We start from the raw sequence: 12,935 nt of genomic DNA, 5'->3' as shown, positions 1-12,935 counted from the left end.
CCTATGATTTTTCCAATCCCATATACCTTAAATTTAAACTATATTAAACCATGAAAATCACCATCTCTGGAACCGGCTATGTCGGTCTATCTAACGGAATACTTCTTTCCCAAAACAACACAGTTGTTGCGTTAGATATCAATAAAGAAAAAGTTGAATTACTTAACAAAAAAATCTCTCCAATTTCAGATAAAGAAATTGAAGAGTTTTTAGCAACCAAAACGCTCGACTTTACGGCAACTTTAGATAAAGAGTTCGCTTATAAAGATGCGGATTTTGTTATCATTGCTACTCCAACCGATTATGATCCTAAAACTAACTACTTTAACACTTCTTCTGTAGAGTCCGTTATTCGTGATGTTTTAGAATATAATCCGAACACGACAATGATTATTAAATCAACAATTCCGGTTGGTTTTACCAAAGAAATGAGAGAGAAATATAATACGGATAATATTATCTTTTCTCCTGAATTCTTACGTGAAGGCCGTGCACTTTACGACAATCTTTATCCATCACGTATTGTTATTGGTGAGCAATCAGAAAGAGCGCAAAAATTTGCTGACCTTTTACAACAAGGTGCATTAAAGAAAGATGTTGATGTTCTATTCACTGATTCCACAGAAGCAGAAGCGATTAAATTATTTGCCAATACATATTTAGCATTACGTGTTGCTTACTTTAATGAACTTGATAGCTATGCCGAATCTTATGGTTTGAACTCAAAACAAATTATTGAGGGCGTCTGTTTAGATCCGCGTATTGGTAATCACTATAATAATCCATCATTCGGTTACGGTGGCTACTGCTTACCAAAAGATACCAAACAACTGTTAGCAAACTACGACTCTGTCCCTAATAATATTATTAGTGCAATCGTTGAAGCTAATCGCACTCGTAAAGACTTTATTGCAGATTCTATTATTGCTAAATCACCAAAAATCGTAGGTGTTTATCGTTTAATTATGAAATCGGGTTCTGATAATTTCCGCTCATCTTCAATCCAAGGCATTATGAAACGAATCAAAGCCAAAGGCATTGAAGTAGTGATTTATGAACCTGAAATGAAAGAAGATACTTTCTTTAATTCAAGATTGATCCGTGATTTAAATGAGTTTAAATCAATCTCTGATGTCATTATTACTAATAGAATGTCATCAGTGCTAAACGATGTTGAAGAAAAAGTTTATACTCGTGACCTCTTTGGTAACGATTAAATCGATTTCATATGCTCAATATCGTCTTATTTGAACCCGAAATTCCACCGAATACGGGTAATATTATTCGCCTGTGTGCTAACACAGGCTTTCATCTCCATTTGATCCAACCTTTGGGTTTTACTTGGGATGATAAACGTCTACGTCGTGCAGGGCTTGATTATCGTGAGTTTGCAGATATTAAACAGCACCACGATTATTATGCTTTTTTAGAAAGTGAAGGTTTAAACCCTGATAATGCACAATCACCGACAGGTGCGCGTGTATTTTCCTTAACGACAAAAGGGACTCCTGCACATAGCAACGTTAGCTATCAAGATGGCGATTATCTTCTTTTTGGACCTGAAACTCGTGGTTTACCACCTTATGTATTGGATAATATGCCAACACAGCAGAAAATCAGAGTCCCTATGCTTGCAGATAGTCGCAGTATGAACCTGTCAAATACTGTTGCCGTTGTAGTTTTCGAGGCATGGCGTCAACTAGGTTATCCTGGTGCATTATTAAGAGACTGAAATGCAAAAAGCGCTACTCATTAATAATGAGCAAGCGCTTTTTTTATTTAATCCAAAGATATTAAAACGTCATTTTATCTATTTCTGGTCGTTTTATATCAGCAACAACCTTCGTAATATACCGACACCCTTCCCCTACATCTTTCAACACCAATGCATGAGCGCCAATCACGGCATTATCACCTACCACTATCTCTCCGCCAATAATCGATGAGTTACAACCAATATAAACGTTATTGCCGACTCGAATATTGGCTTTGCCATCTTTCGCTTTTACACCAATCGTCACGCCTTGCATTAAGGTCACATTCTCGCCTAACTGACAGTAATTAGTCAGTACAATCCCGATAGGATGCGGTAATGAAAGACCTTTGCCTATACGTGTTCTTAGTGAGATATCGTTGCAATATTTACGATTATTGTTAGCACCAATGCGAGTGCCTAACTTTTTAAGAAAACGATGGTTAGAGAAATAAAAGAATTGGGCGACACGCCACCAAAATAGATAACGTGAGCGTTGGCAGAAAAAAACACGATGAAAAAGTCTTATCCAGCTAAAAGGCTTGTTATCACTAATATATTCAGCGTGTAAACAAGCCTTAAGTTCAGAGAGTGTGACTTCTGTTGATACCATTAAATACCATCACCACATTCAAAACCAGATACTACACCATTAAAGTGTTGATCCATATCGAGTGAAGGCTTATCACTGGTTGGTTTACCCACAATGCGAGCAGGTACACCAGCAACCGTGGTGTGTGCAGGAACTTCATGTAATACCACAGAGCCAGCGCCAATTTTAGCACCGCGACCAATCTCAATATTACCAAGTATTTTAGCACCAGCACCAATCATCACGCCTTCGCGTACTTTAGGATGACGATCACCGCAAGTTTTACCTGTTCCCCCTAAGGTAACAGATTGTAAAATAGAGACATCATTCTCGACGATAGCAGTTTCACCAATCACAATACCTGTCGCATGATCAAGCATAATGCCATGGCCAATGCGGGCGGCTGGATGAATATCGACACCAAAAGTAACAGATATCTGGTTTTGTAGGTAAATGGCAAGTGCTTTACGATCTTGCCCCCATAACCAATGAGCTATGCGATAAGCTTGTAAGGCATGGAAACCTTTTAGATAAAGCAGAGGTGTGGAGTATTTATCAACAGCAGGGTCGCGTAAACGAACGGCGGAAATATCATAAGCTGCAGATTCAATCATAGAATGATCACTGCGATATGCTTCCTCAACAATCTCACGCACAGCAATCGCGGGCATTGTCTGAGTTGCCAGCTTGTTCGCCAGCATATAACTTAAAGCGCTGCCTAAATTTTCATGCTTGAGTAATGTCGCATGGAAGAAACTCGCCAAAATTGGCTCGCAATCTGCCAAACATCTTGCTTCATTTTTAATATGATCCCAGACTCTTTTTAGCTCTTCTAGCGACATACTCACTCTCATTCTTTTACATTGAAGCCTAAGCAAAAACTTAGGCTTCTTATGTTTAAAACAGAAATAAATAACTGACTATTTAAAATAGACTTAGAACAGATTGCTGTCTATCTCATCTTTCGTTGCGCGACCTAATAAAGATAATGCCGCTTCTTTGGCATCTTTATGCTGATATAAAATCTGGTAGATCTGCTCAGTGATAGGCATTTCAACACCAACTTGTTCTGCTAATGCGCGAACTTCTTTGGTATTACGATAACCTTCAACTACCTGCCCAATTTTCTCTTGGGCAGTATCAACATCAAAACCTTGACCTAGCATCATGCCGAATCGACGATTACGAGATTGGTTATCAGTACAGGTTAAGACTAAATCACCTAACCCTGCCATTCCCATAAAGGTTGCTGCATCTGCACCTAAAGCTTTCCCTAAACGACTCATCTCAGCAAGACCACGGGTGATAAGCGCTGTACGTGCATTGGCACCAAAACCCATACCATCAGACATACCCGCGCCAATGGCGATAACGTTTTTTACCGCGCCACCCAGTTGCACACCGATAAAGTCAGGGTTTTTATAAACACGGAAACTTTTGCCACAATGGAAAAGCTGTTGAAGCTCTTCAGAGAACGTATTATCCGTTGATGCCACAGAAATCGCAGTAGGTAAACCTGCCGCAAGCTCTTTAGCAAAAGTAGGTCCTGATAAAACTGCGAGCGGGATTTCATTACCTAATACTTCACGCGCTACATCTTGCAACAAGCGACCAGTATGTGCCTCAAGTCCTTTTGTCGCCCAAACAACACGCGCATCCTGACGTAAAAAGGGTTTGATCTGTTGTAATACATCACCAAAAACATGGCTTGGGATCACAACCAGAATATTACGGCTGGCTTCAATGGCTTTTTGCAAAGAAGCTTCCATGTATAAACTATCAGGAAAGGAAACATCGGGCAGAAATGCCTGATTACAGCGAGCTTGCTCTAACGCAGCAACATGCTCAGCATCATGACCCCAAAGTACGACGTCATGGCCATTGCGCGCCAAAGTAATCGCTAAAGCGGTGCCGTATGAACCGGCACCGATAACTGTCATAGAAGCGTTCATTAAGCTTCTTCAACCCCTTCATTAGCGGCATCAGTTTGTTGCTGCTGTAAATAGTTCATAAACAACGCATCAAAGTTAACTGGTGCTAAATTCAGTTGTGGGAAAGTACCACGGCTGACTAAGTTAGTGATACATTCACGAGCATAAGGGAACAGAACGTTAGGGCAATATGCACCTAAGCAATGTGCTAATTGAGTGCCTTCGATACCTTCAACGGTAAAGATACCTGCTTGTTGAACTTCACACAGGAATGCAGTTTCGTTATCCATTGTTGCGGTTACAGTCACGCGCAGAATAACTTCATAGACGTTTTCAGCTAAAGTATTAGAAGAAGTATCCAGATCTAATTTAACTTCTGGTTGCCACTCTTTTTGGAAAACTTGTGGGGCATTAGGCGCTTCAAAAGAGATATCTTTTGTATAGATACGTTGAATTTGAAAAGTCATCTCTTGGTTTTGCTGTTCTGACATAATAATCTTACCTTTTTATATCCTTATTAATTGAATAGCAGTAAGTATAGAACTCAATCTGCCCGCTCGTTACTTTTTACCTTTAGCCAGTGGTAAATTCTCACCACTCCAGCCTGAAAGACCATCTTTTAAGATAAAGACTTTTTCAAAACCGAGTTTAATTAGGCTCTCAGCAGGTTTTGCACCTTCAATGCCTGATGGTGACACAACAATAACTGGCTGTGATTTATATTTCTCCAGCTCAGCAATATTATTACTTTTGATTTCAGAAGGCGTTAAATTGATAGAATCAATGATGTGTCCTTTACGGAACTCATCACGGCTACGGATATCAACACACACCGCATTCTCTTTGTTTATCAAAGAAATCGCTTCTGTACGGGAAATATTTTTCGTCTTAGAAAAAAGCCCTTTAAAGGTCAATACAATGACCGCCACCAGCAATGCGACCCAGACAAAACTTAACAGGGTGTGCCGGTTGAAAAATTGCATTACTTCTTGCAGCATAGGATGCAATCACTCTCGTTAGTTAAAAATAGTATCAAAGAGCCAAAGTATACCTTTGTCATGGCGCAATTACAGCCTATTCCTGCGTTTCTCTTTCTATTTTTGCGGAAAGTTTCTCAACAATCATTTTTTTTATTGACGGATTTATGTACCATTAGCACCGGATTTATGAAAAATGATGAATTAAAAAGGTCACTCCTTTTTTACTCTACAAGATCCCTCTTCAGGCAAGCTATTAATAAATCAGCATCCCTTATAATGGCTACTTACGTATAAAATCGCCCATATTACGTAAGATTTATACCTGTCTGAGATACAACAACTATCTGTTATTTATTTAAAAGTATTGAGAACACGAGCATGTCGCAAACAAATCAAGTGCCTAAAATTGGATTCGTTTCATTAGGTTGTCCTAAAAATTTAGTGGACTCTGAACGTATCTTAACCGAACTGCGCACAGAAGGTTATCAAGTTGTTCCTACCTATAATGATGCTGATTTAGTCATCGTCAACACCTGTGGGTTTATTGACAGCGCAGTACAAGAATCGCTAGAAGCGATTGGTGAAGCACTCGATGAAAACGGTAAAGTGATTGTTACTGGCTGTTTAGGTGCAAAAGAGAACCAAATTCGTGAAGTGCACCCAAAAGTACTCGAAATCACAGGGCCTCATAGTTATGAGCAAGTTTTATCTCATATTCACCACTATGTACCAAAACCTGACCACAATCCTTTTCTCAGTCTTGTTCCTGAACAAGGTGTAAAATTAACACCTCGTCATTACGCCTATTTAAAAATCTCTGAAGGCTGTAATCACCGTTGTACTTTCTGCATTATTCCATCAATGCGAGGCGATTTAGACAGTCGTCCAATTGGTGAAGTATTAGGTGAAGCTAAAAGATTAGTTAATGCAGGCGTAAAAGAGTTACTTGTTATCTCTCAAGATACTTCTGCTTACGGTGTTGATACTAAACATCAAACGGGTTTTTGGGATGGAATGCCTGTCAAAACCAGTATGGTCAGTTTATGTGAACAACTGGCAAAATTAGGCATTTGGGTTCGTTTACACTACGTTTATCCATACCCACATGTTGATGATGTCATTCCTTTAATGGCTGAAGGTAAAATTCTACCTTATTTGGATATTCCGCTTCAGCATGCTAGCCCTAAGATCTTAAAACTAATGAAACGCCCAGGTGCCGTTGAACGTACCTTAGAGCGAGTAAAGCGCTGGCGTGAAATTTGCCCTGAATTAACCTTACGTTCTACCTTTATTGTTGGTTTTCCGGGTGAAACAGAAGAAGATTTCCAAATGTTGTTGGATTTCCTCACCGAAGCACGTTTAGATCGCGTAGGTTGCTTTAAATACAGCCCTGTTGATGGTGCAAAAGCAAATGAACTGGCGGATCAAGTGCCTGAAGAAGTGAAAGAAGAACGTTATCATCGCTTTATGCAGTTGCAACAACAAATTTCGACTGAACGCCTGCAAGAAAAAATCGGCAAAGTATTGCTGGTTATGATTGATGAAGTCGATGAAGAAGGCGCGATTGGTCGTAGCATGGCTGATGCTCCTGAAATTGATGGTGCTGTTTACCTCAATGAGCAATTTGATGTAGAGCCAGGGCAAATCGTGCGTGTTCTTATTGAACATGCTGACGAATATGACCTTTGGGGTACTATCGTCGAATAATCTCTCTCGTGGACAGCGTGATATTCTATTGCGCTGTCACACAGATTGCCTCTTTTTTCCGCTCTCCTATTATTATTGCTTTATAATCTCTTATTAATTGAATAGATTACCTGTTAGGTATTATCTGAAATTTCGGCTTTATTTCGTGTTAGCTGGTCAGTTGTTTTGTGACATGAAATAATCTTACAAACTGTTATGAAAGGTACGTTGGTCAGATGGCAGAGAAAATGGATCTTCAAAAAAAAACACATCCGTCTTATCGTGTATTTTCTTTACCGTTAATCACGTTGCTTATTAGCACCTCCCTCTTTTCTGCATCCCCTATTTTTGCGAACACATTAACGGATAATCGTAATCAGCTAAAAGATTTACAAACCACGATTGCTGAAAAAGAAAAACAGGTTCAAGAACAACAAAAACAACGTACAGCCCTTCTTAATCAATTAAAAACACAGGAAACCCAAATTTCTAGTGCGGGTCGCTCTGTGCATGAAACACAAAACCGCTTACAAACGTTAGGCAAAGAGATCAAAACCATTACTGCAAATATTGCACGCTTACAAAAACAGTATCAATCTCAACAAGAATTATTAGCTCGCCAAATGGATGCGGCTTATCGCCAAGGTAAACATCAAGGTATAGAGCTTCTATTTCGTGGTGAAGAAGGCCAACGTGAAGAGCGTATCTTAGCGTATTACAGCTATATTAATGATGCGCGTAAAGAAACAATGGCAGAGCTTGCTCAAACCTCAAAAGAACTTGAAGCGGAAAAAAACGCTCAACAAGCAAAACAAAATGAACAAAAACAAGTTCTCACAAAGCAACAACAAGAGAAGCAAAAGCTTGATAACGCATTAGCCGCTCGCCAAAAAACGCTAACTCAACTTGAATCAACATTAAAAGCGGATCAGAAAAATTTAGCCACCATGCGGGCTAACGAAGCACAGTTAAGAAATAAAATTGCACAAGCAGAGCGTGAAGCCAAAGCCCGTGCTGAGCGAGAGGCCCGAGAAGCCGCTCGCATTGCAGCAAAACAGCGTGAAGCACAACAACGAGGTTCAACCTATAAACCAACAGCCGAAGAGCAATCATTGATGTCTCGTACAGGCGGTTTGGGTAGACCTGCTGGACAAGCCATTTGGCCTATCAGAGGCTCTTTATTACACCGTTTTGGTGAGTCTATTTCTGGCTCTGGTGAATTACGTTGGAAAGGTATTGTTATACCTGCGGCACAAGGTACCGAAGTGAAAGCTATTGCTGATGGTCGCGTGTTGTTAGCCGATTGGCTTCAAGGCTATGGTTTAGTCGTCGTGGTTGAACACGGTAAAGGCGATATGAGCCTTTACGGTTATAACCAAAGTGCTTTAGTGAATGTGGGTCAGCAAGTTAAAGCTGGACAAGCTATTGCTTTAGTCGGTAACAGTGGTGGACAAGAGCGTTCAGCACTCTATTTTGAAATTAGACGTCAAGGGAAAGCGGTAAATCCAGTTCCTTGGCTTGGGAGGTAGGTTTGAAATTACTTGGCACATTACAACGCAAGCACTCTTTTTTACTTAGTTTAATGTTGCTAAGTCTGGTTGTGAGTACTCCCGCATTCGCAGCCAAATTAGCCATTGTGATTGATGATTTTGGTTATCGTAAAAAAGAAGATAACCAAGTTTTACAACTTCCTACGGCAGTTTCTATCGCTATTTTGCCTGATTCCCCTCATGGTAAAGAAATGGCGACTAAAGCCCATGCTCAAGGACGAGAAATCCTGATCCACATGCCAATGGCTCCTATTAGCAAACAACCTCTAGAGCGCGATACCCTAAAACCTTCTATGGGTCAGGATGAAATTAACCGCATTATTCAGCATGCTATTAGTAATGTTCCTTTCGCTATCGGTATGAATAACCATATGGGCAGTGCGATGACATCCAATAGACAAGCGATGGATAGAGTCATTAAAGCCCTTAATCACTCAAACCTCTATTTTTTAGATAGCGTGACCATTGGTAATACACAAGCGGCCATTGCTGCAAAAGCCGCAGGTGTTCCCTCTTTACGCCGTCATGTTTTTCTTGATAACGTACAAACCGAAGCTGAAACAAGGCAACAACTGGCTCGCGCTATTGCTTTAGCACGAAAGAATGGCTCTGCAATTGCGATTGGACACCCTCACCCCTCAACCGTCCGAGCATTACAGCAACAGTTACCTTTATTACCTGCTGATATTCAACTGGTTGCACCGAGTACTCTATTAAAACCACAGGCAGAAAAACCAATACAACCAGAACCACCAAAAGTTGTACCACCAACAGAACAACCACAAGAGCCAAAACCTGCGACTTGGTTAAAACCCGCACAAGAAGCCATTATTTCGATGAAAAAAAGTACGCTGATTAATACCTTATCAAGCGGGTTTAACTCATCAGAAAAAAAGAAAATACCGAATACGCCTACTCCGAACGAAATCGGCGAAGTTGAAAAATAATGTAACAAAAAAGAGCCTTAAAAGGCTCTTTTTTTCCTTAGCTCTCACATATCACTGCCAATCTAAAATCACTTTACCTGATTGGCCTGAACGCATGATATCAAAGCCTTTTTGAAATTCATCAATTGGGAATTGATGAGTAATAATAGGCGAGAGATCAAGGCCAGACTGAATAAGTGCCGCCATTTTATACCATGTTTCGAACATCTCACGACCATAGATACCTTTAATAAACAATCCCTTAAAGATAACTTGTCCCCAATCAATCGCCATATCAGAAGGCGGAATACCTAAAAGGGCAATACGACCGCCATGATTCATAGTATTCAGCATGGTACGAAACGCAGGTGGTGCGCCTGACATTTCTAATCCCACATCAAAACCTTCTGTCATGCCTAACTCTTTCATCACATCGATTAAGTTTTCTTTGCTGACATTAACTGCTCGGGTAACACCCATTTTTTTCGCAAGATCAAGGCGATATTCATTAACATCCGTGATCACCACATGACGTGCACCGACATGTTTACAAATTGCAGCAGCCATAATACCAATTGGGCCAGCACCAGAAACCAGCACATCTTCTCCCACTAAATCAAAAGATAGCGCGGTATGTACAGCATTACCAAATGGGTCAAAAATAGCGGCAAGCTCATCAGGAATATTGTCTGGAATTTTAAATGCATTAAAGGCAGGGATAACCAGATATTCAGCAAAACAGCCTGGACGATTTACACCCACACCAATAGTATTACGGCATAAATGCGTACGACCACCACGGCAATTACGGCAATGACCACAAGTGATATGCCCTTCACCAGAGACGCGATCACCAATATTAAAACCTTTAACTTCCTGTCCTATCGCAACAATTTCGCCGATATATTCATGACCTACAACCATAGGAACAGGAATTGTTTTTTGTGACCACTCGTCCCAGTTATAAATATGAACATCAGTGCCACAAATTGCTGTTTTACGAATTTTGATCATCACATCGTTATGACCAAGTTCAGGTACTGGGACATCGGTCATCCAGATACCTTCTTGCGCTTTTAATTTTGACAATGCTTTCATATGGGAACCTTATGCAATCACATTAAGTTGTTTGCCGATTTTGATAAATGCCGCCACTGCACGCTCAATTTGTTCAGCAGTATGTGCTGCCGACATTTGTGTACGAATACGAGCTTGGCCTTGTGGTACAACAGGATAGAAGAATCCTGTGACATAAATCCCTTCATCAAGTAAGCGGGTTGCAAACTCTTGGGCTAATTTAGCGTCGCCTAGCATCACCGGAATAATCGCGTGATCAGCACCCGCCAATGTAAAGCCTGCCGCACTCATTTTTTCACGGAAAAGCGAAGCGTTACGCCATAAACGAGCGCGTATTTCATCACCGGTTTTCAGCATATCTAAAACAGCAATAGAAGCAGAAACAATCGCAGGCGCTAACGAGTTAGAGAATAAATAAGGACGAGAACGCTGACGTAACCACTCAACCACTTCTTTACGTGCAGCGGTATAACCACCCGATGCACCGCCTAAGGCTTTACCTAAAGTGCCCGTGATAATGTCGACTCTGTCCATCACATCACAATACTCATGAGTTCCGCGGCCTTGTTCACCCACAAAACCCACGGCATGCGAATCATCGACCATCACTAAGGCACCAAATTCATCCGCTAAATCACAGATACTTTTAAGATCGGCAATCACACCATCCATAGAAAATACGCCGTCTGTCGCGATCATAATGTGGCGAGCATTCTCTGCTTTGGCTTTTTCAAGTTGTGAGCGCAGTTCTGCCATATTGTTATTGGCGTAGCGATAACGCTTCGCTTTACATAAACGCACACCATCAATAATAGAAGCATGGTTTAAGGCATCAGAAATAATCGCATCTTCAGGCCCCATTAATGTTTCAAATAGTCCGCCATTAGCATCGAAGCAAGAGGAATACAAAATGGCATCTTCCATACCCAAAAATTCAGCAATTTTATTTTCTAATGTTTTATGTGAATCTTGAGTACCACAAATAAAGCGCACTGAAGCCATCCCAAAACCATGGCTATCCATACCTGCTTTTGCTGCTTCAATCAGTTTGGGATGATTAGCTAAACCTAAATAGTTATTGGCGCAGAAGTTAATAACATGGCTTCCGTCAGCAACGGCGATATCTGCGCTTTGCGAAGAAGTGATAATGCGCTCGTTTTTAAAGAGACCATCTTGACGAGTTTGTTCGAGTTGTTGATTAATTTGTTGATAGAAAGAGTGGGTAGACATACTTTCTCCTAAGACTACAGAACGAAAAGAGGTAACATACATTTTTGATTATAATGTAGTCGTTATTGTTTCTTATTCTATGCCTTTGTTCTATTAAAAACGACAAATGTAAATAAATAATGTTATTTGTGTAATTAAGATCACTAATACACACTGTGTTTTTCGAGAATTTCAGCCTGTTGTTCCGTGATGAATACTACCGTTAATGCTGTTCAGTGTTATTATAGACCTAGAGCTAATTTTTAGATTTTTATATGAAGGGGTAGCCACATGATTATCGTCACGGGCGGTGCAGGTTTTATCGGCAGCAATATTGTTAAAGCATTAAATGATGAAGGTTATACCGATATATTGGTTGTTGATAACCTTAAAGATGGCACCAAGTTCGTGAATTTGGTCGATCTGAATATTACCGATTACATGGATAAAGAAGATTTTATTGCGAGCGTTGTTGCAGGTGATGATTTCGGCGATATCGATGCAGTTTTCCATGAAGGTGCTTGCTCATCAACCACTGAGTGGGATGGCAAATATATGATGGATAACAACTATCAATATTCTAAAGAGCTACTTCATTTTTGTCTTGAACGCCAAATTCCTTTCTTATATGCCTCTTCTGCTGCCACTTATGGCGGTCGTACAGATAACTTTATCGAAGATAGAAAATACGAAGCACCTTTAAATGTCTACGGTTATTCAAAATTCCTATTCGATGAATATGTACGCCAAATTTTACCTGAAGCAGAATCGATGATTTGTGGCTTCCGTTATTTTAATGTTTATGGCCCTCGTGAAGGACATAAAGGCGGTATGGCAAGTGTTGCATTCCATTTAAATAACCAAGTCAATGCTGGACAAAATCCTAAGTTATTTGAAGGTAGCGAAACCTTCCAACGCGACTTTATTTATGTAGGTGATGTGGCTGCGGTTAATTTATGGTTTTGGCGCAATAATGTATCGGGAATTTTTAACTGTGGTACAGGCCGCGCTGAATCATTCCAAGCGGTTGCTGACGCAGTTATTGCGCACCATAAAGATAAAGATCTCTCTATCGAACATATTGAGTTTCCAGAAAAATTGAAAGGTCGTTATCAAGCCTTTACACAAGCAGATCTCACAAACTTACGTAAAGCAGGTTATACCGCACCATTTAAAACGGTTGCCGAAGGCGTTGAGCTTTATATGCAATGGTTAAATCAAGGTAAGTAAT

The 12,935-nt window shown here is 40.3% G+C and carries 13 protein-coding genes; 6 read left to right on the top strand and 7 right to left on the bottom strand.

Going from position 1 to position 12,935, the window contains the following annotated elements; translation table 11 throughout:
* Positions 1-50 precede the first annotated feature (50 nt).
* Together F1325_RS00265 and trmL are read left to right on the top strand one after the other, a co-directional pair.
* Complete coding sequence (locus F1325_RS00265) at positions 51-1,217, top strand: nucleotide sugar dehydrogenase (protein ID WP_160229855.1); 1,167 nt, start codon at positions 51-53, stop codon at positions 1,215-1,217.
* A gap of 11 nt (positions 1,218-1,228) precedes the next feature.
* Positions 1,229-1,732 (top strand): tRNA (uridine(34)/cytosine(34)/5-carboxymethylaminomethyluridine(34)-2'-O)-methyltransferase TrmL, encoded by a 504-nt coding sequence (gene trmL / locus F1325_RS00260; RefSeq protein WP_160229854.1) that lies wholly within the window; start codon positions 1,229-1,231, stop codon positions 1,730-1,732.
* Positions 1,733-1,793: 61 nt separating this feature from the next.
* Here the strand turns inward: trmL and F1325_RS00255 are convergent, their stop codons facing one another.
* The 5 genes from F1325_RS00255 to F1325_RS00235 form a co-directional block, all read right to left on the bottom strand.
* Positions 1,794-2,366 carry a serine acetyltransferase gene (locus F1325_RS00255; protein ID WP_160229853.1) on the bottom strand — a complete coding sequence of 191 codons (573 nt, stop codon included), beginning with the start codon at positions 2,364-2,366 and terminating at the stop codon, positions 1,794-1,796.
* Positions 2,366-3,187, bottom strand: a complete 822-nt coding sequence (gene cysE, locus F1325_RS00250; RefSeq protein WP_160229852.1) for a serine O-acetyltransferase — start codon at positions 3,185-3,187, stop codon at positions 2,366-2,368. Before cysE ends, F1325_RS00255 begins: the two co-directional genes overlap by 1 nt.
* Before the next feature lie 93 nt (positions 3,188-3,280).
* Positions 3,281-4,297 carry an NAD(P)H-dependent glycerol-3-phosphate dehydrogenase gene (gpsA, locus tag F1325_RS00245; RefSeq protein ID WP_099073939.1) on the bottom strand — a complete coding sequence of 339 codons (1,017 nt, stop codon included), beginning with the start codon at positions 4,295-4,297 and terminating at the stop codon, positions 3,281-3,283.
* Positions 4,297-4,767 carry a protein-export chaperone SecB gene (gene secB, locus F1325_RS00240; RefSeq protein WP_109373394.1) on the bottom strand — a complete coding sequence of 157 codons (471 nt, stop codon included), beginning with the start codon at positions 4,765-4,767 and terminating at the stop codon, positions 4,297-4,299. The genes gpsA and secB overlap by 1 nt, the downstream gene beginning before the upstream one ends.
* A 69-nt stretch (positions 4,768-4,836) precedes the next feature.
* Complete coding sequence (locus tag F1325_RS00235; RefSeq protein WP_109373443.1) at positions 4,837-5,274, bottom strand: rhodanese-like domain-containing protein; 438 nt, start codon at positions 5,272-5,274, stop codon at positions 4,837-4,839.
* A gap of 360 nt (positions 5,275-5,634) precedes the next feature.
* Between F1325_RS00235 and rimO the strand changes: the two genes are divergently transcribed.
* The 3 genes from rimO (at position 5,635) to F1325_RS00220 (ending at position 9,439) form a co-directional block, all read left to right on the top strand.
* Complete coding sequence (gene rimO, locus F1325_RS00230) at positions 5,635-6,963, top strand: 30S ribosomal protein S12 methylthiotransferase RimO (protein ID WP_099073937.1); 1,329 nt, start codon at positions 5,635-5,637, stop codon at positions 6,961-6,963.
* Between the two features lie 215 nt (positions 6,964-7,178).
* The gene (envC, locus tag F1325_RS00225) at positions 7,179-8,471 is read left to right on the top strand and encodes a murein hydrolase activator EnvC (RefSeq protein WP_109373392.1); all 1,293 of its coding nucleotides are present in this window, start codon (positions 7,179-7,181) and stop codon (positions 8,469-8,471) included.
* A 2-nt stretch (positions 8,472-8,473) separates the two neighbouring features.
* Positions 8,474-9,439, top strand: a complete 966-nt coding sequence (locus F1325_RS00220) for a divergent polysaccharide deacetylase family protein (RefSeq protein WP_160229851.1) — start codon at positions 8,474-8,476, stop codon at positions 9,437-9,439.
* Positions 9,440-9,490: 51 nt separating this feature from the next.
* On the opposite strand, the gene tdh is transcribed toward F1325_RS00220, so the two are convergent.
* A complete protein-coding gene (gene tdh / locus F1325_RS00215; protein WP_023583402.1) occupies positions 9,491-10,516 on the bottom strand; it encodes an L-threonine 3-dehydrogenase in 1,026 nt (341 codons plus the stop codon).
* Between the two features lie 9 nt (positions 10,517-10,525).
* Positions 10,526-11,725 carry a glycine C-acetyltransferase gene (locus tag F1325_RS00210; RefSeq protein WP_109373390.1) on the bottom strand — a complete coding sequence of 400 codons (1,200 nt, stop codon included), beginning with the start codon at positions 11,723-11,725 and terminating at the stop codon, positions 10,526-10,528.
* Positions 11,726-11,995: 270 nt separating this feature from the next.
* Between F1325_RS00210 and rfaD the strand changes: the two genes are divergently transcribed.
* Positions 11,996-12,934 carry an ADP-glyceromanno-heptose 6-epimerase gene (gene rfaD / locus F1325_RS00205; protein ID WP_109373389.1) on the top strand — a complete coding sequence of 313 codons (939 nt, stop codon included), beginning with the start codon at positions 11,996-11,998 and terminating at the stop codon, positions 12,932-12,934.
* The last annotated feature ends 1 nt before the right edge of the window (position 12,935 follow it).

The organism is Proteus columbae (assembly GCF_009914335.1).
GTDB lineage: Bacteria > Pseudomonadota > Gammaproteobacteria > Enterobacterales > Enterobacteriaceae > Proteus.
The sequence above is the reverse complement of the archived record's forward strand: the minus strand, read 5'-3'. Positions and strand labels throughout refer to the sequence as shown.